The sequence below is a fragment of the Burkholderia sp. PR2 genome (assembly GCF_052372875.1).
Classification (GTDB): Bacteria; Pseudomonadota; Gammaproteobacteria; order Burkholderiales; family Burkholderiaceae; genus Burkholderia; species Burkholderia diffusa.
The window spans coordinates 160,598-180,027 of the sequence record NZ_JBQRWH010000003.1 but is presented as its reverse complement, the minus strand read 5'-3'; the positions used below and the strand labels follow the sequence as shown (position 1 = coordinate 180,027).

Below are 19,430 nucleotides of genomic sequence, written 5' to 3'. Positions count from 1 at the left end.
AACGGATGGAGGCCGGCTCGGCCTTCAAGCCTGCTCGCCCGTCGAACGGGCCGTGCGTCCCAATGGACTCGCTGATCCCGATTTCATGCCGGTCGCTTGAGATAGCGCTATCTCAAGCGACCAACTTGCTGTTGTCGGCACACGCACACAGGTGCCACGTGACAGCCTCGTCGACGACGGCGTCGAGCGGGCGGGTCGCGTCGACGGTCAGCGTCGACAGTTCGGCGAGCGGCGCCTCCAGATCGGCGAACTGGCTGGCAACCAGCGTCGTCGGCATGAAATGGCCGGGACGGGCACCTACACGCTTCAGCGCCTCGTCTTCCGGCAATGCCAAATAGACGAAATGCACCATTGCGCCGCCATGGCGCAGACGGTCTCGATAGCGGCGCTTGAGCGCTGAACACGCGAGTACCACCGGCTCGCCGCGCGAGCGAGCCCCGCGCAACTCGGCCGCCAGATTGTCCAGCCAGCCCCAGCGGTCGGCATCGACGAGTCCGACGCCGCGCCGCATCTTGTCGACGTTCGCGACCGGATGGAATGCGTCGCCTTCGATAAAGCGGGCGCCGATCCGCGCCGCGATGCCGCTTGCCACGGTCGACTTGCCGCAGCCTGCGACACCCATCACCACGATCGCCCAAGCTGTATCGTTCATCATCGCCCCTTCTCTCACGCGAAAGATAGCGCTATCTCTAAAAGTCTAAAAAAGGCGGCGCTCGGCCGCCTCGCGATTTTTTCCCATCCGGCTCGAATAATATGGACCCGTGCTTGCCACCGCGATGAGACAGCGCTATCTTAATTTCGCCATGACAACCCGAATACTCAGGAAAACCCGCGGCACCGGCCGCCCGACGCTCGAACAAGTCGCCCGCCGTGCAGGCGTGAGTACCATTACTGCGTCGCGCGCGCTGCGCGGCCTCAGCTCCGTGGGGGCGGAGTACGTGCAGAAAGTCGAGGAAGCGGCCAGGGCACTGAACTACGTCGCCAATCCAGCCGCGCGGGCGCTCGCCAGTGCGCAAAGCAACTCGGTCGCGGTGCTCGTCCCGTCGCTGTCAAACAACGTGTTCACCGACGTCATCGAATCGATCCACACGGTCCTCAGGCCGCGCGGCATCGAGATTCTGATCGGCAATTCGCACTACTCGCGCGACGCGGAAGAGGATCTGATCCGTCATTACCTTGCGTCGCCGCCGACGGGCATGATCGTCACCGGATTCGAGCGCACCGAAGCGGCGCGGCGTCTCATCGATTCGAGCGGCGTGCCGTGCGTCTACATCATGGAACTTGCCGAAGCACCGGGTATCCACTGCGTCGGATTTTCGCAGGTGCAAGCGGGCATGGCCGTCGCCGAGCACCTGATCGCGCAGGGATGCCGTCGCAATGCGTTCGTCGCCGCGCAACTCGACCAGCGGATGATGCAGCGCGGAGAGGGCTTTCGTCGGGTTCTGCAGCGCTCGGGACTGCACGAGGCCGACCTGGATGTCCTGACGCGCGCCCCATCGTCAATCGGTCTCGGCTGCGAGCTGTTCCGTCAGTTGATGACGCGCCGGCCGGATGTCGACGGCATCTTCCTCGGCAACGACGACCTGGCCCAGGGCGCACTGTTCGAGGCGCACCGGCTCGGCATTCGCGTGCCGGAGCAGGTCGCGATCGTCGGATTCAACGATCTGGCCGGTGCTGCGGATTGCGTGCCGCGGCTCACGACTGTGCGCACTCCCCGGGCCGAAATGGGACGCGTGGCGGCCGAATTGCTGCTGTCGATCGTCAACCATGAACCCGTGACATCGCCGATGATCGACCTCGGTTTCGAACTGGTGGTCAGGGAGAGCACGCGGCGCAGCCGGACATCGTGATTGGGACACGCGCGCGAATCTCCGCCCTTGTCAGACCGGAGCGACTTCAGGAGCAGTCTTTTCGGTGACGACGCGGCACTCGGCTGGACTATGGGTATCTGCCTGTCATTGTGGACTGACGCGCAGCCCTATCGGGAAACTTGACAGCGCGTCGCCCCGACTGGCCTCCCCGAAATGACGCCACGACAGGCCAGGCTGGCGTGCACGAGCAGCGTGGACGGAAGGTTCCAGAGTCAAGCGGCCGCTTGAATGACAACTCGGAAAGATCCATGAATTGCGGCAGTTGGCCGCACCGAGCCAGACGGCGGCTGGCTCAGGACGACCCGAAGCGATCAGCCAAGCGATGTGCCCTTGAGCGGCCGGTTCCGGATCGGAAGCGGCCGTTCAACAATGCTGCTCGCCAGCGCGACTTACCCGGAAATCCGGTTCGACTGTGCTGCCGGTGAATGCAGGACTTTTAACGCTATAACGACTCCGCAAACGATGGCGCCGATGCCGAATGCCTCGTCGAACGTAGGCCACCGATGACTTGCCACGAGCCCGAACGACGTCGCGAATACCGTCTCGGTCACGATCAGCTGACCTGCAAGCCCGATTGGCAGCTTCTTCGATGCTATCGTCCACGCCCACGAACCACCAATCGACCCTACTGCGGCCAGAACAAGTGAACTCGCCAGAACAAGTCCGAATGACGACCACTGGATGCCGAGTCTGGTGATATTCAGCAGCGACAGTGGTGCAGCGATTGGAATAAAGAGCGCAATCTCGAGCGCGCCACCGATCATCATCATCGCCGTCCACTTCCTCGGGTCCATCCCCGGGCGCTTTCTTAGCGCGTTTCGATTGGAAAGGGCGAAGGCGGTCCACAGCGATACTGCGCCAAACGAGATTGCGATGCCAGCGATGACTTGAGTCGACAGGCCATCAAGCGCCTCGATCAGCCCGGACGAGTTGACCATCATCAAGCCCAACGTGATGAAGCCCAGAGGGATACTCAGAACTCTCCATGATGTGGCCTGTGCGCCCTGATTCCCAACAATGGCAAGCACCACGGGTACAGTCGCGACAATCGCTGGCGGGACAATCGGCCCGGCCAAGCGTACGGCTGACATGATCGTCACGAAATAGCCTACATACCCGACGAAGCCCAGCCATGCCGCGACAAGCCAGTCGACTAAGGTCGCGTGCGACCCGCGATCCTTCACGGCGATGAACAGAACAGCGCCCAATATTCCCGAAAGCAGAAATCGCGTAACAGCCAGGTCGTAGATGGAGTACGGACCGATCACGTAAGGCGCAACAAAATTGAGCGACCAGGAGAATGCCGCGAAAACGGCAGCAAACACACCCATCAGAGACCGCGCCTGCATTCTCAGCTCCCGGAGTCGACGCAATCAGGTTAGCGGGTGCAGCGCCGTCGACCTTCCGAAAACAGCCCTGTTCTTACCCCGGAACGACAAGTTTTGTGACGCCAACCCGGTAATAAGCGGCCCGCGGTGCGGCCGCTCACCGGAAAACGTCAGCGACTCTTGATGGCCGAACACCGACGTTCCTCCCCGGCGTTCCCCGGAATTCCGCGATGAACCAAAAAAAAGCCCGGCATGATGCCGGGCTTGGTTCAGAAAGATTCACGTCACGCCGCCTGCGAGAACAGGTCGACAGGCGCAAAATTCAGCATCGTGAGATGTTCCGTGTTCGAGATCGCATGATCGATGAGATGCCGATCGAGCTCGGCCGGAGTCAGGTTCAACCTTTCGGCGAGATTGGCGAAATACTGGCCTCTCTTCGCCATCTCCTGATACCGGCCGGCCATGCCATCTGGCAACCGCAAGTAGCCCTCGTTCAGCCAGAACCTGGCCGAGTCCATCCCGGTGTGTTGCTGAGCCTTCACGGACCAGGCCGCGTCAAAGCTGCAGGTTACGAAAGCGCAGGCCGCCTCAACGTCGACTTCGAATTGATCACTCTCTTCGAAATAGACAATCTGCTCGCCAGACTTCGTGCGTGCGTACCGACTTGCACGATCCGGATGACGATAGCGGTTCCACTGCTCCGCAGTGTAGTCGCGAAGCCCATCCGCAGGCACCTCTGCATCGTACGCGCCGACGAAGAACCAACCGTGGTGCGGAACGTCGATCTTCGGCAGTGGATCGAGGACTGGAACGTGATATCGCCGCCCGAGCCGACGCACGTCGAACCAAACCGAAAGCGCTGGAAAGGCGTGCGGCGCATAATGGTGCATCGAGAGGTAGAAATCGATCGCCACCAGCTGCGCCGGCGTGATCATCTCGAACTGCACGTCGCAAAGCGCGCGGTTCTCTGGCGTGTCCGGTAGCTCACCCGCCGCCAACATTCCCTCATGCCGCTCGGCCCGTTCGACCTCCAGCACGTCGAGCGTCAGCAGGTACTGCAGCAATCGGACCCGTTCGGGATACGACAGGACGTCAGGCTTAACTGCCAGGTACCCGGCGTCGCTCAGCTTCCGACCGACGAGCTCTCGACGGCCGAGATCCCACTGCACCGCGACCAGGTAGTTCCTGAAGCGATTCAGGCCCTCAAGATGCTGGTGGCCAGGTTCCTTCACCATCGACTCCATCGACCGATCGCGCTCGCCAGTGACGCAACAAAATGCGCAACCGAATCGACTGCCGCACGCTGCACGCGTGCCGCCTTCTCCGAGAATCACACCGCACGTCCCCTCGTTTCCGGCGCGGTACAGCTCCGATAGGCGCCGTACCGACTCGCAGGACACCGGCGACGGGAAAGGCCTGGCAGAGTTCTCCGCGAAGAGCGAAAGCATCGACCACACGCAGTCGGTCGACCATTCGGCAATCGGCGAGAAGGTCAGAAATCCATCCGCGTTTCGGACGGGTTTCAGCGCATTCTCGTTGCGAGCGGCCATGGCCGTTGCGCGACTGCCGCTTTCCCCGAACCTGTTGCCGAGTACGGTCACGACTTCGTTGCGTCCGCCTACGGCCGCCGAACGTTCGAGCGCGACTCGCAAGCGATTTTGAGGGTCGACCTTCCAGTCCGCGGCACAGGCACGTATCCGCTTTCCGTTCTTCACCCCGTTCTCCGGGGTGCGGGGAAGCGTGCCGCGCCCAATCGTCGCAACAACAAACTGAGACGACAGGGACGGCTTCGCGACGTGCACCGATACCGGCGTGCCGGCATCCGCATAAGCGTCCCGAATCTCGTCGAGCATGGCCTGGAGGTGCCAGTGCATGCTCGGATTTTCGATCGTCGTGTCCGCGCTCGTCACGAAGTGCTCGCGCGACACGTCTGCGCCGGCGCGGCGCACCGCCTCCAGCATGAGGATCGCCGTGCAGGTCGAGTCCTTGCCGCCGCTCATCGCGTTCGAAAGGGTGTACCCCTGTCGAATCAACGCGACAAGCGCGTCGATTGCCGACTCCATCATTACTAGAATTTCAGAAAACATGTGCTGCTCCAGAAACGCGGGAACAGCCCCACCCGGGAGCTATTCCCGTGTGGGTTGAGACAGGAGGAACAATCAAGGGGCTCGGAAGATTTCACCGTGCGCGGACACCGAATCCCAGTTCTTCAGGTACGTATCTGCGACGCGTGTGTCGCCACGCACCACGACGACGTTCTCGACGTTATACCGTGCCTGTTGCGAATAATTAAAGCTCCCAGTTTCGACCGTCGCCCCGTCGACGACAAGATATTTCGAATGCTGGATGGGATAGACGCTCACGACGCGCACTGGGATGCCCGCATACGCGAGACTCCCGAGTGCGGCACGTGCGCGGCCGCTGCGGTCCTCCTCGAGATTGTTACGATAGTCGACCGTCACGGCGACGGCGACGCCGCGGCGTTGTGCCGCGATCAGCGCACGGACGATGGCCGGCGAGGTAAAGGAATACGCCATCACGCGGATCGAACGCTGCGCCGAATCGATCGTCCGAATGACCAACTGTTCGGCACCGCCGTTCGGCGAGAACGCCACATCGATCGCGGGCGCAGGTTCCGCGTGTGCACGCCCCGCGAATGCAACCGCGGCGCAACAAAACAGCGACGCCACTGTCGTGGCAAACAGGATCTGCTTCTTCATACGGGCCTCCAAGGGAGGTATACGGGCAAAGGCCCCGCTCTCTTTCGAAAGGGGGGCCCGCCGATGCAAGGGTTATGGGTTATCGCAGCGCTTCGGCTGCCCGATCGGGAAGGTAAGAACTCGACCATCCTTGCAGATGACGAAGTCCGTTTCCTCCTCGATCCGGCGCTGCACTGTGATGGTCGGCCGCCAGACCGACCGCTGAATCTCCGGCTGGCTCGCCGGAATCGGACCATGGGCCGCGATCAGAAGCATGACGAGATTCGACATTTCCGCTCTCCTCGCTCAGACCGCTTGCGACGGGGTCGCCGTCGCCGACAACGTGACCCAGCGACCATCGATCAGCACGTCGCGCAGCTCCGAGCCGTTCAGCGTGTAGACGTGCTCGACACCCACGCGCGGACGCGCCGGGCGAATTGCCACCGTGATCCCGTTTGCGACGTTCGATTGAACCGATTTCAGTTGCATTGCGTTCCTCAAAAAAGAAAGGCGAGGAACGCCCCTGCGGGGACATTCCCCGCCAGGGTTCAAAGAAATGGACGCCGCCCTACTGGGCAAGCGCTGCTACATCGATCACTGCATCAGCTTCGGCGATCAACTCGGGCGTCTGCGAGATGAAGAACTCCCGCTCGTAACCGCCCTGCTTCAACACCTCCCGCTTCATACGCATGAACTGCACCTTGCGCTGTGGATCCAGCGGGCCGTCCGACTCGTCGCTGAACAGCGACTGGTACGGCTGGCTCGCATTCCCAGCGATATACAACGCAATACCGCGCGTCAGGCACTCGTTGATCCAAACTTTCTGCCCACCGGACATGACCCCGACCGACTTGCTGCTATCGCTATCGGCGTCGTGCACGAGGATTTCGAAGCCCTCACGCAGTTCGCCGTTCGCGAGCGCACGCTGTGTCTGGATCTCGACCGTGAATCGCATGCCGTAGCACGCAAACAGCAGGTCGTTCACCGTCCTCGTCAGGGCGGGACCGGCATCGTCGATCGTCAACGCAATTACGCCGTCGTTGCCGAGGGCTTTCGCCACCAGCTTCCAGTGCGCGATCTCGTCCGAGATGCGCGCCGCCAGCGACTGCGTTGCCGCCAGGCCGCCTAGTTCACGTTCCAGCGAACCAAGCTCGGTTTCGCGCGTTGCCTGACTGCGGATCAGCGCTTCGATCCGCGCGTCGAGCGCCGTGCCTGCGTCGCGGTGCGATCCAATCTGCCGGTCCACATCTGCGATTGCCTGCGTGACGTCGACTGCGACGAGACGGGCAATTTCCGTCTCGATCTCACGCGACAGTGCAGCCAACCGGCCCATTTCCGTCTCACGACGTTTCTGGGCTTCACTGTCTTCGACGTCGAGCGCGGCAAGCTCAGCGCGCGCCGTCGCCAGCCCCGCATCTGCCGCTTCCAGCAACGGCTTGCGAGCCGCCAGGTCCGTCGCACGCTGCAATGCCTGTCGTGCCGCCGTGATACTGGCGCTCACCTGCTGAAGGTCAGCGCGTTTCGCGGACAGCGATGCGATTGCCGGCGCGAGAACATCCCGCTCGTCCCTCTGCGCCTTGTAGCGGGTGCGGAGATCCTTGAGGGAAACGGTCTGAACGTGCGCCTGTTGTGCTGCATTGCGCGCTTGCACGAGCAACGGGCACGTCGCGTGAATCTCCATCCCGGCGCACGGCACCGACTCAACGACAGCGGCTTGCCCCTGCAGGTTCTTCAGCAACTCGGCTTTGGTCGCGCCTTCCGATTCGAGACCGGTCATCGCAGACTGGACCGTCGCCAGCCGAAGCTGCTTCGCATCCATGTCGGCGATGGCCTGCTGCAATGGCCCGAATTGCGCTTCCAGTTGTGAGACGCGAAGCTGTGCTTCGTCCCTCGCGGCAGCCGCACCAAGAATGGCGTCGCGTTGCTTCACCACCGCTTCGTGGCCCGTCATCGTCGTGCGGATCGCGGCGCGGCGTTGCATGAAACGTTGCTGATCCGCCGCCGTATCCCGTTCGATGCCTTGCAGGGACGTGGCCACTTCATTGCGCCGCACGTTGAGTTCGCGCAGTCGTGCTTCGACTCCCGCGTTCTCGCCCTGCTTTGCCATGAGCGTCGCCCGCTGCTGCATCAGGCCGGCGAGCACGGTTTGCACCGACTCCCGTTCAGCGCGCGCCGAGACAATTGCCACGGCATCCGCTTCGATCGACTTGCGCGTCTCGTCGGCGCGCTCACGCTTGCCGGCAAACGCCACAACGTCTTGCTGCACGGCATCCAGACGCCTGGCCAGCACTTTGGCGACGTCGGCCGCCTTCGCGGCCAACGCACGCAGATGGTCGATCTTGAGTAACTCAGCGAGCAGCGTCTTGATCTCGTTCGCGCCGTAGGACGCGAGCGGTCGCCGGTTCTGCGCGGAAAACACGCTGGTAAAGAACGATTCCAGCGAGCCGCAGATCGCTTCGACACAACGGTCGTAGGTCTCGCCCTTGCCGTCCGACACCGTGCCCTCCGGCAACGTCACCGGGCGCCACTCCCCGTCCATCGAGCGATAGAACAGGAAGTAGTCCGCCTTACCGGCTTTACCCGGTTTGCGAAACGCGAAGGTCGAGCGATAGCGGATACCGTCTTGCTCCCACTCGAACTCCTTGCGCGCCTGGACACCGCAGATGTGATCCCAATAGGAAAACGCATCGACGGACAGCTTCGATGCGCGCGACGGCATGATCCGGAACGGATGTAGGTTGTCCATGATCGTCGTCTTCCCGGCACCGTTCGGGCCGGTCAACGCAATCAGCCCGCGAGGCAAGGACTCGAGATCGAGTTCGACGCAGTCGCGCTTCATCCCGTCTCGTACCCCATAGAACCCCTCGAGGAGCAATCTCAACGGACGCATGATTCCGCCTCCAAAAGAGAGATCTCCTGCAGGTATTCCGACGGCAGGAACGGAATGTCCTCGTCGTCGATCGGCAGCATTGGCTCCGGCCGGATGACCTTGGTGCCAAGCGTGCCTGCCACGGCTTGCCGAACCGTGTCGCAAAGTTGCGCGAACGACGCGGACGCCTGCTTGATCAGCGCGTCCCAGTCGGTACAGCCGGTCAGGACCTGGAGCTCGCGCCCCGACCACTGACTGGCGTATCCCGAATTGACCGACCACAGCAGGTTCTGCATCTGGACGTCGGGCACGACAGCGACTTCCGGGGAATCGACGTCGGTCGCATGCACGAGCACGATGAAACCGTCGCGCTGCGCAATCGTGACGCCGCGACCGGAGCCGAAGGGCTGATGAAACAGCGCGGCCGTGCATCCGCCGTGGTCAACGAGACTCTTCTGCAACGTCTTTGCGTCGTTCGACGCGGAGAACTGCTGGACCCAACGGGCACCGGCGGGATAAAGGCCAAACATAGACACACTCCTGTGAAATAGACGGAGTGCGCCCAGTAGGGATCGCTCCCCGCCAGGGTAGATAAGAAAATGGATGCAGCGGTGCTGCGTTCGATGCGCCTGACGGCGCGGGGTGAACCTCATTTCGATAGCCACGTGGGCTATCGGAACACGGCTGTGTTCAATGCTCGGCGTCGTGCTGACCGTCGAGACAGGCAGCGCTCAGGCTGCGAACAGATCATCGTTGAGCCATGACAGAGACGGCTTCGATTCAGGCCCCGGCGCAGCGTCGAGACTGGCGGCGACCAGCGGAACGACGTTCTCCGTGCCGCCAGGAATCTCCGGTACCTCGATCGAATCGCCAACCTGCGCAATTCGATCAAGCACCGACGCCGCGATCGCTTCTGCGTCGCCCGCCTCGAGCAGCTGAAGCCGCTCGAGAAGCGGGCCGGCGTCGACCGAAGTGAGCTCGCACCAGCGGGCGACCTTCGCGTCGACCGTCACCGCCTTGCTGATCCCCTCCGCGCGGCTTCTCATCACCGGCAGGATGCGCGGCTCGAGCTTCAGGCCAGCGGCCGACGCGAACATCGATTCGATTGCCTTCCGGTCGACGAGCTGCTTGTGCTCCTCGTCGATCTGCCAGCGAATCCGGACGAACTTCCCGGCCGAATCCGCGGCAAGCGCCGCAAGCTGCGCTTCGTCGGGCGGACCATCGAACGCGACGCATACCATCTCGCGCGACGGCGTCGTCACCAGCTCGGCACGTGCTTCAGCCGCCAGCACGTCCCATAACAGGTAACCTTTGTCGCCTTCTTCTCCGTAGTGGAATCGCCCAATCGAGCCGGGATATCCCACCGCGCGCCCTTCGCGCAACCAGATCTGGTTCTTGTGGATGTGACCCAGCATGAACGCAGCACACTCCGCGTCGAACAGCGTGCCGAGGCTGAACTCGTGATCGAATCCCGCCATCGTCACACCATGCTCGGTAGTGCACCCGGCCACCGTGCCGTGCGAAATCCCAATTGTCGGCACGCCGATCGCACGCAAGCGGGCGTTATTCCTGCCCGCCGCAGCGAGGTACGTTCCGAGCACGTCACCGAGCTGCGTCGATGCGGACAACGCACCGACCTTCAGTGCGAGATCGGCCTTGTTCATCGTCGGCAGACAGGTGAAGACCGCGTCCGGATAGAGTCCGTCGAACGCAAGCATCTCTGCGTCGTCGAACACCGGACCGTCGGACGCGCGGAACTGCGTGCCGATGAGAGCAACCTGACCAATCCGATCTGCAACGAACACGGGATACCGCGCGCCCATCAACGCAAAGTTGGTGAGCGTGCCGGGCGGCTCATGCGAAAACGTGCCCTGCAACATGATGACGGGCATCGCTTCGGCCAACCGGTGCACCTGTGTCGCGAGCGCATGCAGCGATGGCGCGTGTGCGTCGAGGCGATGATCGGTCGAGTCGCCCGAGATCACCGCCACCCGCGCCCCACGCGAGATCGCATCGCCGACTGCGAACGAAAAACAGCGATCGGCCTCGTCCAGGTTCTCCGGCGAATAATGCAAGTCAGAAAAATGCGCGATCTTCATCGCCGCCTCCAAAATAAAAAAGGCCGCCTCGCGGCAGCCGACAATTGATGGACGCCGACACGCGGCGGGAGGGAATTACTACCGGAAAAGGACGTCGCGCACCCGCATCAGCGTCTTGCCGAGCAGGTTCAGCCCTTGCCAGTTCGACGGATCCGCGAGGCGTGGATCCGTCTCGCCGAGTCCAACACCCCAGATCTGATCGTACGGACTCGCCTCGACAAGCACGCTCGAACCGGTATCCCGCAGAACTACCGCGAGTTCGGCGTTTTGCCTAAATTTTTCCCGGCAGCCGACGAACATGATCGATTCGCGACAGCGTTCCCAGCTGGCGTTGTCGAAGCCGCGAACAGCACGTCCCAGCCGCTTCTGCTCGCGCGGCAATGACGCGGCGAGAATCTTCGACGCGGTGTCGTGATCCTCGAACAGCATCGCCTTCGCGTACATCATGAATTGTTCGGTGCTCGTGAAAGCCACCTCGTGATAGCTGAAATGGCACGGGTGCCAATTGCTCAGCACGTCGGCGGCGCCGAAGAACGCCGTGATGTTGCCGATCCGGCGCATGAGTTCCTCCGAAATGGATAGTCAAAAGATGGCCGCTTGCGCGGACGATTTCGATGCGTGAATGACGCGGTCGAAAGCACTTGAGCAAAGGGGCTTTGCTGAAATGCTCTCCGGATTCGCTGAGTAGAGGGAAAAACGCCAGCCCCGAAGGGCTGGCTGAAGGAGAAACCGCTATCGGCGGTTGAACGATTCGACTGCCTCGCTGATCTCGCGGTCGAGAACATCCGGCGCATCGAGGGCACCGGTCAGCCGTCCGATCATCTTGTCGACGTCTGCGAGCCGTTCGGTCCAGCCGCGCCCGAACTTGACGTGGCCGTAGACACGAAACTGCTCGCGGCGCGGGTCTGTGTTGACGCGAAGTCGCTGCAGCAGATCCTGCAGGCGATGCCGCTTCTCTTCGAGCGACTCCGGGGGCGGGTCGTCGTGTTCATCGCGTCGAGCATCGCCGGCGTGTGTCGTCGGTTCTGCCGCGCCAGATGCCACCACACCGCTTCCGTCCGTCGGATGCAGCGGAATCACCGTGCCACCCGTTCCGAGCAGTGCGGCCGCACCTTGCGCAACCTCGATCGCCGACGCAGCTTCATCCGCACCGTCCAGCAGCGCCCCGATGTCGATATCCGCGTCGAGAACCGTCAACATCTGAGGCTGACGCACGACCTCGCCGTTCTCGTTGATCCGGGTGATGTCGAATTCCCGCTTCGAGAGCCAGAAGCGCGTACCCGTGAGCCTGCCGCGCGCCAACTGCACCGTCTGCATCGCGGCGTAGGCTTTCTGGAGCACGTAGATCGAATTCGTCGGCAGCTCGATCAAGCCGAGCCCCTTGATGTCGGGGACCGCGAACACGAAATGCGCGGAAAGATTGCACTGCCGGCTCTGGTACTGCGGGCATTGCTCGGGATCGCACACACCGTCCGGGATCGCGTCGTCCTGGCGGAAGATCACATCACGGCCACCGAAATGGCGCGTGGCTCGCTGGGCACGCGGATCGCGCTCGACCTTCGCGTAGGTCTTGCAGTACCGGATGCCGTCGGGACCATATTGCGAGAAGAACTTCCGGCCGGTGGTGCCCCACGCGGCCATTTCGTTCGGGAGGTTCTGCATCCAGTCGTTGAAGACAAACAGCACCGGGAAACGGTATAGCCGCACGCCCTGCCCGCGGTCCTCGCCGTACAGCTTGAGAATTTCGTCGGCCACGTCCGGGTTGTTGAAGTCCGACCGGCGACACGTGAAGTAGTCGACGTTCTTCGGCGCCAGTGCGTTACGGAGCTGGCAGCGCGATTCGATCGCTTTGCCGATCGTCTCGAATGAGTCGCCGGCGGCGACCATCGTTTCGTACAGCCTGACCGCCTCCTGATTGGCACGCGCCTTGGACGTCAGCACTTTGATACCGGGCCGGATACGCCCGATCACAGGAGGGCGCATCGCACGCTCTTCGACCAGGCTGCGCACCGGGCCACCCAGCATAGGGACAACAGCGTTCATGAGGGTTTCCTCGCAAGAAAGTAAATCGCCTGAGTGCGCATCGCGCTCGCTGACTGCTCGAGCGTGCTGGCGGCCGCCTCTCCGCGGCGTTCGGCGATGTGGGAAAGAAAGATGCGGCGGTCGGGATCGCTGTACATCGCGAACTGAGCCACCTCGCACCGCGCGCGCCAGGCTGGCGACGCGGTATCGGCAGTTGCGCGCTCGTCGGCGATCGTGTTGCTGATCACGTTGGCGATGCGCGCGTCGAGACGGTTGGGAAGCATGTGAACCTCCGGGACAGGAACAAACGACGAAAAAAAGCGCGTCCCTCGGCAAGAGGAACGCGCTTTTCGGATTCGTGGAAATGACCCAAGCGCCACGTCCCTTCCGGGGACGTGGCGCTCAGGGAGCCGGTCGGCTCATATCGGGGACGTTAGGTCGTCCTCGCGCAGCATGGTCACGCTGCGCAACAGCCCATTTTCGGAAATACCACTCCGCCGCAGGATCACGGCTCAGTCGACTACGATCGTTCTACCCAGACTCTGGTCTGGAGAGAGACACCCGATGTCCGGACTCGAACGATGTCGCGGCGCAAATACATGCGGCCGGCGACGAGTTTTATGACTGAAAGATGGGAAGTGCTGGCTAGGCACTCATCAGCAGAAGATTCCACACCAGTTGCCGGCTGGTCGGAGCATGCCCATTGGCACGGCTTGTACAGAAGATGGACTTCGGGTTACGAAGTCTAGGTCGATGCGTCGTGGACGCGAGAAGTAGAGTCAGTATTGCGGAAATTTGCGACCGGAAAGGGTGGAAAGCTCACAAAAACAGGCCCGCTTTTGCCTAAATTGTTAAATCGGGTTAACCCAAAATCATTAGTGAGAGAGACCACCCGAAAACACCATGTCCGCCGTTCTCGAACCACCGCACGACCCGCAGCGGGACGCGCCCCTGCTCGACCCGATCGCCGTCGATCCCAATACGCGCCCGTCGAACGATTCGCTGTCCCCGTCGTCAACGGGACTCAAGCCGATCCAACGTCTGACGAGCGACAGCCGCATCGATCGAATCATCCCCGATTCCGACGCGGTCACCGTGCTGCGCTACAGCTCGCAGTTCGCCCGCAATTTCATTCGCGGCGACTACAACTTCTGCGCGTCGAAAATCGCCGTCGCGCGCGGGGGAAAAACGCATGCGCTCGAGTCCGCGCTGCGTGATACGTCGGACTGGCTGCGCAAGGCGCTGGTGTGGGTCGAAAAGCACCAGGCCCGGACGATCGCTTTCCCCGCCGAGCATATTGAACTGAAGGTCACGCGACCGCTCGCAGGTCTGCTGGTCCGTTGCCTCACCCAATACGACAAGCTCTTTGTGGCGACGATGGAAGCTGTGCTCGCCGAAAAAATCACCGCTCAGGACCGGGCCACCATCCTCGCGAACGCCGAGGGGCGGATCAAGCACATCTCGCTCGTGTGCGTGCCCGACAACGATCGCTATCAGGCAGACGGGACGCTGCGCGATTGAAGGTTCATCGCCCGATGAACTTGACACGCTGCCGGAATGGCTACGCTGACAAAGACGACGTGCCCGGTTGCGATGCACGGGTAGTGTCTCGCTCGTCGTCCGCGCACGCGTGAGCAATCTCGCAATCTCGTATAGGCGCCCCAAAACGAAACGCCTTCACATGCGGAGAACCATGGACATCCGAGAAATTCAGGCGCTGCACGCCAAGTACGCTGCGCAACCGGTCGTGATCGACATCAACGGCCACGTCGAAGCCATGCCGGCACTCCCGGCTCCCGAGGGAAATCGCAAACGGATTGCACTGCCCCGCCTCGGCCGGTTCAACCGGCTGGTCAGGCCCGTCGCCATTGGCGTGGCAGCCGCCGCGCTCGCTGCGGGCGGCGGTGTGAGTGCCGCCAAGCTGTGGCGGGCTCTGCGCGCACCATCGCACGCCGAGCTGACGCACGAAGCCACTCCGCCAGCTCCCCGCCCCGCGCCGGCCGCCTCTTCCGCGCTCACCAGCACCCACTCCCTGACGGCTGCCGACTTCGATGGTTCGGCCAGCGCCCCAACGGGTACGCTGGCGAGCGTCGATCCGCGCTCGTTGACCGCCCGTCACGATCCGCCACCTACCAATCCATCGCCGCGAGAGCAGCCCGCGCCGAGCGACTTGAACAAGGCCGCGGCAGCACCGATCCGTGCGCCGCGGACTGCGCCAGTCGTGCAGACCGCCGCGCCGACCGCAGCTTCCGCAACGACAGAACCGGCACCACCACCGGCTGCCCCACCGAAGGCCGCTCCCCGGCATAGCCGCCGCGGCACGGCGCGGCCGCACGCCGCACCTGCAGAAAATGCCGACCCCGCCGCGCCGGCGCCCACGCCGGCGCCTGCGGCCAAAGCGCCGGCAGCAGGCAAGTCCGGCGACGTCCAACTCTTCTAACGAGGGGACCATGAAACCCAAAACCATCAACGTGACGCTGCTGGCCACCGGCCTGGTCGTCCAGGGTGATCTGATCCTCGACCACGGGATGAGCGCGTTCGCACTCGTGAGCGGCAGCATCATCTCGACGGCCGGCCTGCTGCATATCGGGCAGGGCGGAATGATCAAGGGCAAGGTGCAAGGCGAGATCGTACGCATCGACGGCGTCGTGGAAGGCGATGTGCATGCGCGTGACATGCTCGAGATCAACGGCGTGGTGAAGGGCAACGTCTACTACTGCGGCACGATCCGGCTTGGGCCGCAAGCCGCGCTCAACGGTCAGCTCAAACGCGTCCCGCGCGAATTGACCATTGAAGCGCCGACGGCCGGCGCACCCATCACCGACAACGCCAATACCACGGCACTCACAACGTCATGAACAAAGCGCGAAAACCCTTCGGCACGATTGTCCGGCAGTCGGTATCTTTGGCAATCGTCATCGCGTCGCTGGCTGCTTCGGCGACCCTTGCTGTCAGCGGTCTCGCACGGCTATGGGGATCGCCCGGCAATATCACTACTGAGGCGATCGGGAACATTGTCCATTTTGTTGCCCACATGATCGCCTGGCGAAACGAAGAAGTAGCAGACATCTGGCTATTTCAAGTTCCGATCGCGTTGATTACCTACATGCTGATCATCGCGGTCCCGCTGGTCATCGGGTGTTTAGCTCTTGAAGTGTGGGAACACTGCCACGGAAAAGCAGACGGTGTAAGCACGACGCCATAAGGCTTCAGATTCTGCGACTCGCCAGAGGTCGGCCACCTCGCGTGGCCGATTTTATTCGACTCCGGACTCAATCACGAACCGCGAAACGGCGTTCTTCTGGATCGACGTGATGACAAGATTCTCCCGAGCGCGCGTCATCGCCACATAGAAAAGCCTGCGCTCCTCGGATTCCGGGCTCTTGTCGTCCGGCACGACGCCCTCCTCCGCGCGACTGATCCACACGTGATCCCATTCGAGCCCCTTGGAGCCGTGCATTGTCGTGAGCACCAACACACCGTCGCCGGGCTTGTTGTTATCCCGCTGCAAGAACTCGATGCGATTGGTAAACGGGCCGTTCAACCGGCTGATCACATCGTAGGTGCACTGGAGCGCGCGGATGGCCGCATCCCCTTTCGCGTAACCCATCATCCATTCGAACACGCCTTCGAGTGCGAGCGAATGGAATTCCCGCTCGCAGAGCGACTGCCATTCAGCAAGACGCTTCATGAATGCTCGATACGCGGTCGCCGTGTCCTCAGCCAAGCCGAGCGCAACCAGATCCTGTTTCTGGCGCTGAACGAACTCGGCGCCCATGTCCCGATGGAGTGCGCGCAGATCATGCGAACTGATCCCCATGTATCCGAGCACCGCGTCGACACCGTTCTGCTTCCGACCTTCGACGATCTGAAGGAGATTACACATCAGTGCCGCCTGCGGCCGGTTGAGCACAGAACCACCGGCCGCTCGGTAGTACGGCACGCCGTGCGACCGGCAGACCGATTCGATCGGATCGAGGTTGCGATTGGTGCGCGCGAGGATCGCACACGTCCGGCCTGCTGCCAGTTGCGCCTGCAGCGCATCGACTGCGGCAACGGCGTCTCCGTATTCGTCCTCGAAGCGCAGCGACGACACTGCGCCGCCACCGCCGCGGTCGGCGTGCAACACCTTCGGAATCCGGTCGACGTTGTTGCGGATGACGCGGTCGGCCGCCGCCAGGATCTCCGATCGGCAACGGTAATTGCTGCCGAGCACGATCTTCTGCGCGTCGAACGTCCCGGAGAAGCTCTCCATGCCTCGGACGCCCAAGGCCGAGCGGAAACCGTAGATGCTCTGATCGTCATCACCGACCACGGTGACCTGCGCGCCGGCGCGCGCGTGCAGCTCGACCCACCGATATTGAAGCGGATCCGTGTCCTGAAACTCGTCGACGAGCAGATCCGTGAAGCGATATGGACGGATATCGCCGCTTTCCATACCGGCCACGGCCAGCCGCAGCATGTCCTGGAAATCGATCTTGCCGTTGCGCTCGAGCGCCTCCTGATAGGCGGCATAGAGCTTCGCTTCAGACGATCCCGGCTCAGCCCGACCGAAGTTCGTCTTGATCCGCTCGATGATCGACACCGCTTCCTCGACCTTCCACTCGAAGCCGAGTTCCGCGATGACGCGCCCCAGCATGCCGAACCGGTCGCCGTCGGACGCTATATCGTGGCGCGCACGGCCGGGCTGACCTATCTGCCTGAACGCCAACGAGTGGAACGTCCCGGCGATTAGCCGGCGCTTCGCGTCCGGCACGGCGATGGCCAGGATCCGCTCGCGCAGCTCGAGGGCCGCGTCCTTACTGAACGTCACCGCACCCACCACCGCGGCCGGATCCTCCAGTAGGCGCGCGGCCTTGGTCGCGATCGTCTTGGTTTTCCCCGCGCCGGGACACGCGATCGCGACGCAGTGGCGGCGCAGGAGTGCCACTTCGCGCTGTTGGGGGTTCAGCTCATCGAGCATGGCACTCACCGCGGACCCTTATCGACCGCGGACGGTCGTCATCAGGCGCAGGTGCGTCATGTAGCCCCGCACGCCGATCGGATGGAACTTGCGCAGGAAGCGCGACGTTTCCTCGTCGGCGTCCGACTGATCACGCACGCCGTTCCAGACCAGAAAGTCGAAGTGGTCCATCACCTGATCGTACTTCAGCATCACGGTGAGCAACCGCATCGAGAAACGCGAATACGCCTCGACCGTGATGTCCAGGGACGGTTTCGTCACCGTCGGCGAGAACACGATGTCGCCGCGCTCGCGCATCTCGGTCTCGGTTCGCTCCCGAAAGCCGTGCGCCACTTCGAGCTGTTCATTGACGTACGCTTCGAGGTCGTTCAGCTGCTTATCGAAAAAGGTCGTCACCGTCTCCTGATCGTCGGCGCCGAACGTCGCCCGGCCGAACCGCTGCATGTTGATGCTCATCCGGTTCAGATACGGCCACCATTGCTCAAACAACGGCTTGAGCCGCGTGTGCTTCAGTCGAACGTCGGTCGACACGACCGCCGCGCCGGACAGTTGCTTGTTCATCAGCTCGCGGCCGATTTCGCGGCGGCGCTGAATGATGCGGACCCGCTCGGCCGGCGGCAGCTCACGGAACAGCTTGCGCGTGCGCGCGACCTGCTCGCGCTTCTCGTCGGCCTCGGCGGCACTGATCATGCCCTCCCGCTGCAGGGTGGCCGCATCCGATTCCATCTGCGCCAGCTCGTTCTCGAGCTCGACGTCGTCCGCACCGTCCGTCGTCGGCCGCGCAGTCGGATCGATGGAAGCGCTCCCGGCTCCGCCGGCGGCCTCAGTCCCGATCGGCCCGTTCGTCGGATGCTCTGCCGTCTTCTCTCGTGCCTCGTCATCGAGGACGTGCGTCTCGTTGTCAATCGTGGTCATCATGGTCCTTTGGATGGGGTGAGTAACCGCACGCGCGGCATGCGTCTATTCTTGCGAGGTGGCGGTCCGGAAGCGGCCCGAAACATGGACGATTTCTGCACGCTTTCGTCGGAGGTCCTCGCGGCATCGGCACGATCCATGTGGCGTCTCAAATGAAAATGCCCCTCAACCGGTTGAGGGGCATTTGGCAGAAAGCTCCACAAATTCGTATAGCTTTCTGTCCTATTCCGTCTTGGCCGCACGCAGGTGTGGGAGGAATACCGTCTTACCCGCCCGAACCGAGCCGATCACCAACGTGTGGCCCACGTCGGCTGCGTGGACATCGAAGCGAAACGGCGTAATTGGCTTCACCTGCGGCGCTGTCCACGAAGGGACGCCAGCGGCAACACATACGTCGACCGGCGCGTACTCGGCATCGGTATCGACCTGAACAAATGAGAGATCGGTCGGAAGCAATTCCTCGGAATCGGCGATCGAGACGCCGCTAATTCGGTCGATGAACGCGCGCGCATCAGGCTCGTCGACGAACGTCCGAGCGGTTTGCCTAGCCTTCACATGGGCCACGACATCGCCCGAATCATGAGAAAAGAATGCCCGGCCGAAGAAGCCGTTGTATTCGAGTAACGTGCCTCTCGACGTCGAATGAATGATGACTCGCATGGTT

20 protein-coding genes are annotated in these 19,430 nt (G+C 62.5%); 5 read left to right on the top strand and 15 right to left on the bottom strand.

The window, feature by feature from the left end:
• Positions 1-112: 112 nt before the first annotated feature.
• The gene (locus ACT2FV_RS16505) at positions 113-652 is read right to left on the bottom strand and encodes a gluconokinase (protein WP_444504398.1); all 540 of its coding nucleotides are present in this window, start codon (positions 650-652) and stop codon (positions 113-115) included.
• Between the two features lie 151 nt (positions 653-803).
• Between ACT2FV_RS16505 and ACT2FV_RS16500 the strand changes: the two genes are divergently transcribed.
• Entirely contained in the window at positions 804-1,850 is a 1,047-nt protein-coding gene (locus ACT2FV_RS16500) for a LacI family DNA-binding transcriptional regulator (protein ID WP_444504502.1), read from the top strand.
• Between the two features lie 410 nt (positions 1,851-2,260).
• On the opposite strand, the gene ACT2FV_RS16495 is transcribed toward ACT2FV_RS16500, so the two are convergent.
• The 11 genes from ACT2FV_RS16495 to ACT2FV_RS16445 all read right to left on the bottom strand — a co-directional run bounded on the left by ACT2FV_RS16495 (position 2,261) and on the right by ACT2FV_RS16445 (position 13,172).
• Positions 2,261-3,202 carry a DMT family transporter gene (locus tag ACT2FV_RS16495; RefSeq protein ID WP_444504397.1) on the bottom strand — a complete coding sequence of 314 codons (942 nt, stop codon included), beginning with the start codon at positions 3,200-3,202 and terminating at the stop codon, positions 2,261-2,263.
• A 281-nt stretch (positions 3,203-3,483) separates the two neighbouring features.
• Positions 3,484-5,286 (bottom strand): phosphoadenosine phosphosulfate reductase domain-containing protein, encoded by a 1,803-nt coding sequence (locus ACT2FV_RS16490; protein WP_444504396.1) that lies wholly within the window; start codon positions 5,284-5,286, stop codon positions 3,484-3,486.
• A gap of 72 nt (positions 5,287-5,358) precedes the next feature.
• A complete protein-coding gene (locus ACT2FV_RS16485) occupies positions 5,359-5,919 on the bottom strand; it encodes a phospholipase D family nuclease (protein WP_419762502.1) in 561 nt (186 codons plus the stop codon).
• A 72-nt stretch (positions 5,920-5,991) separates the two neighbouring features.
• On the bottom strand, positions 5,992-6,189 hold the full coding sequence (locus tag ACT2FV_RS16480) for a hypothetical protein (protein ID WP_325090335.1): 198 nt from the start codon (positions 6,187-6,189) through the stop codon (positions 5,992-5,994).
• Between the two features lie 15 nt (positions 6,190-6,204).
• Entirely contained in the window at positions 6,205-6,387 is a 183-nt protein-coding gene (locus ACT2FV_RS16475) for a hypothetical protein (protein ID WP_226117899.1), read from the bottom strand.
• Positions 6,388-6,466: 79 nt separating this feature from the next.
• A complete protein-coding gene (locus ACT2FV_RS16470) occupies positions 6,467-8,788 on the bottom strand; it encodes an AAA family ATPase (protein WP_444504395.1) in 2,322 nt (773 codons plus the stop codon).
• On the bottom strand, positions 8,776-9,432 hold the full coding sequence (locus ACT2FV_RS16465) for a hypothetical protein (protein WP_444504394.1): 657 nt from the start codon (positions 9,430-9,432) through the stop codon (positions 8,776-8,778). Before ACT2FV_RS16465 ends, ACT2FV_RS16470 begins: the two co-directional genes overlap by 13 nt.
• A 66-nt stretch (positions 9,433-9,498) precedes the next feature.
• On the bottom strand, positions 9,499-10,866 hold the full coding sequence (locus ACT2FV_RS16460) for a metallophosphoesterase family protein (RefSeq protein ID WP_444504393.1): 1,368 nt from the start codon (positions 10,864-10,866) through the stop codon (positions 9,499-9,501).
• Positions 10,867-10,944: 78 nt separating this feature from the next.
• Positions 10,945-11,427 carry an NADAR family protein gene (locus tag ACT2FV_RS16455; RefSeq protein WP_444504392.1) on the bottom strand — a complete coding sequence of 161 codons (483 nt, stop codon included), beginning with the start codon at positions 11,425-11,427 and terminating at the stop codon, positions 10,945-10,947.
• A gap of 171 nt (positions 11,428-11,598) precedes the next feature.
• Positions 11,599-12,909 carry a recombination directionality factor gene (locus tag ACT2FV_RS16450; RefSeq protein ID WP_444504391.1) on the bottom strand — a complete coding sequence of 437 codons (1,311 nt, stop codon included), beginning with the start codon at positions 12,907-12,909 and terminating at the stop codon, positions 11,599-11,601.
• The gene (locus ACT2FV_RS16445) at positions 12,906-13,172 is read right to left on the bottom strand and encodes a DUF7696 family protein (RefSeq protein ID WP_012367423.1); all 267 of its coding nucleotides are present in this window, start codon (positions 13,170-13,172) and stop codon (positions 12,906-12,908) included. The genes ACT2FV_RS16450 and ACT2FV_RS16445 overlap by 4 nt, the downstream gene beginning before the upstream one ends.
• A gap of 619 nt (positions 13,173-13,791) precedes the next feature.
• Between ACT2FV_RS16445 and ACT2FV_RS16440 the strand changes: the two genes are divergently transcribed.
• The 4 genes from ACT2FV_RS16440 to ACT2FV_RS16425 all read left to right on the top strand — a co-directional run bounded on the left by ACT2FV_RS16440 (position 13,792) and on the right by ACT2FV_RS16425 (position 16,093).
• Positions 13,792-14,409 (top strand): DUF1845 domain-containing protein, encoded by a 618-nt coding sequence (locus ACT2FV_RS16440; protein WP_444504390.1) that lies wholly within the window; start codon positions 13,792-13,794, stop codon positions 14,407-14,409.
• Positions 14,410-14,581: 172 nt separating this feature from the next.
• The gene (locus ACT2FV_RS16435; protein ID WP_444504389.1) at positions 14,582-15,328 is read left to right on the top strand and encodes a hypothetical protein; all 747 of its coding nucleotides are present in this window, start codon (positions 14,582-14,584) and stop codon (positions 15,326-15,328) included.
• A gap of 10 nt (positions 15,329-15,338) precedes the next feature.
• Positions 15,339-15,746 carry a bactofilin family protein gene (locus tag ACT2FV_RS16430; RefSeq protein ID WP_444504388.1) on the top strand — a complete coding sequence of 136 codons (408 nt, stop codon included), beginning with the start codon at positions 15,339-15,341 and terminating at the stop codon, positions 15,744-15,746.
• Positions 15,743-16,093: a hypothetical protein gene (locus tag ACT2FV_RS16425; RefSeq protein ID WP_444504387.1), complete on the top strand. Its 351-nt coding sequence runs from the start codon at positions 15,743-15,745 to the stop codon at positions 16,091-16,093. The genes ACT2FV_RS16430 and ACT2FV_RS16425 overlap by 4 nt, the downstream gene beginning before the upstream one ends.
• Before the next feature lie 51 nt (positions 16,094-16,144).
• Here the strand turns inward: ACT2FV_RS16425 and ACT2FV_RS16420 are convergent, their stop codons facing one another.
• The 3 genes from ACT2FV_RS16420 to ACT2FV_RS16410 form a co-directional block, all read right to left on the bottom strand.
• On the bottom strand, positions 16,145-17,851 hold the full coding sequence (locus ACT2FV_RS16420; RefSeq protein ID WP_444504386.1) for an ATP-dependent helicase: 1,707 nt from the start codon (positions 17,849-17,851) through the stop codon (positions 16,145-16,147).
• An 18-nt stretch (positions 17,852-17,869) separates the two neighbouring features.
• A complete protein-coding gene (locus ACT2FV_RS16415; RefSeq protein ID WP_325090443.1) occupies positions 17,870-18,766 on the bottom strand; it encodes an ATPase in 897 nt (298 codons plus the stop codon).
• A gap of 222 nt (positions 18,767-18,988) precedes the next feature.
• Positions 18,989-19,426: a hypothetical protein gene (locus ACT2FV_RS16410; protein WP_444504385.1), complete on the bottom strand. Its 438-nt coding sequence runs from the start codon at positions 19,424-19,426 to the stop codon at positions 18,989-18,991.
• Positions 19,427-19,430 lie beyond the last annotated feature (4 nt).

Excerpts from the sequence above, each read along its gene's own strand:
- ACT2FV_RS16440 (WP_444504390.1), top strand. The coding sequence starts at position 13,792 with ATGTCCGCCGTTCTCGAACCACCGCACGACCCGCAGCGGGACGCGCCC.
- ACT2FV_RS16445 (WP_012367423.1), bottom strand. The coding sequence starts at position 13,172 with ATGCTTCCCAACCGTCTCGACGCGCGCATCGCCAACGTGATCAGCAAC.
- ACT2FV_RS16430 (WP_444504388.1), top strand. The coding sequence starts at position 15,339 with ATGAAACCCAAAACCATCAACGTGACGCTGCTGGCCACCGGCCTGGTC.
- ACT2FV_RS16480 (WP_325090335.1), bottom strand. The coding sequence starts at position 6,189 with ATGTCGAATCTCGTCATGCTTCTGATCGCGGCCCATGGTCCGATTCCG.
- ACT2FV_RS16490 (WP_444504396.1), bottom strand. The coding sequence starts at position 5,286 with ATGTTTTCTGAAATTCTAGTAATGATGGAGTCGGCAATCGACGCGCTT.
- ACT2FV_RS16460 (WP_444504393.1), bottom strand. The coding sequence starts at position 10,866 with ATGAAGATCGCGCATTTTTCTGACTTGCATTATTCGCCGGAGAACCTG.
- ACT2FV_RS16495 (WP_444504397.1), bottom strand. The coding sequence starts at position 3,202 with ATGGGTGTGTTTGCTGCCGTTTTCGCGGCATTCTCCTGGTCGCTCAAT.
- ACT2FV_RS16450 (WP_444504391.1), bottom strand. The coding sequence starts at position 12,909 with ATGAACGCTGTTGTCCCTATGCTGGGTGGCCCGGTGCGCAGCCTGGTC.
- ACT2FV_RS16410 (WP_444504385.1), bottom strand. The coding sequence starts at position 19,426 with ATGCGAGTCATCATTCATTCGACGTCGAGAGGCACGTTACTCGAATAC.
- ACT2FV_RS16500 (WP_444504502.1), top strand. The coding sequence starts at position 804 with ATGACAACCCGAATACTCAGGAAAACCCGCGGCACCGGCCGCCCGACG.
- ACT2FV_RS16470 (WP_444504395.1), bottom strand. The coding sequence starts at position 8,788 with ATGCGTCCGTTGAGATTGCTCCTCGAGGGGTTCTATGGGGTACGAGAC.
- ACT2FV_RS16505 (WP_444504398.1), bottom strand. The coding sequence starts at position 652 with ATGAACGATACAGCTTGGGCGATCGTGGTGATGGGTGTCGCAGGCTGC.
- ACT2FV_RS16435 (WP_444504389.1), top strand. The coding sequence starts at position 14,582 with ATGGACATCCGAGAAATTCAGGCGCTGCACGCCAAGTACGCTGCGCAA.
- ACT2FV_RS16425 (WP_444504387.1), top strand. The coding sequence starts at position 15,743 with ATGAACAAAGCGCGAAAACCCTTCGGCACGATTGTCCGGCAGTCGGTA.
- ACT2FV_RS16455 (WP_444504392.1), bottom strand. The coding sequence starts at position 11,427 with ATGCGCCGGATCGGCAACATCACGGCGTTCTTCGGCGCCGCCGACGTG.
- ACT2FV_RS16475 (WP_226117899.1), bottom strand. The coding sequence starts at position 6,387 with ATGCAACTGAAATCGGTTCAATCGAACGTCGCAAACGGGATCACGGTG.
- ACT2FV_RS16415 (WP_325090443.1), bottom strand. The coding sequence starts at position 18,766 with ATGACCACGATTGACAACGAGACGCACGTCCTCGATGACGAGGCACGA.
- ACT2FV_RS16485 (WP_419762502.1), bottom strand. The coding sequence starts at position 5,919 with ATGAAGAAGCAGATCCTGTTTGCCACGACAGTGGCGTCGCTGTTTTGT.
- ACT2FV_RS16420 (WP_444504386.1), bottom strand. The coding sequence starts at position 17,851 with ATGCTCGATGAGCTGAACCCCCAACAGCGCGAAGTGGCACTCCTGCGC.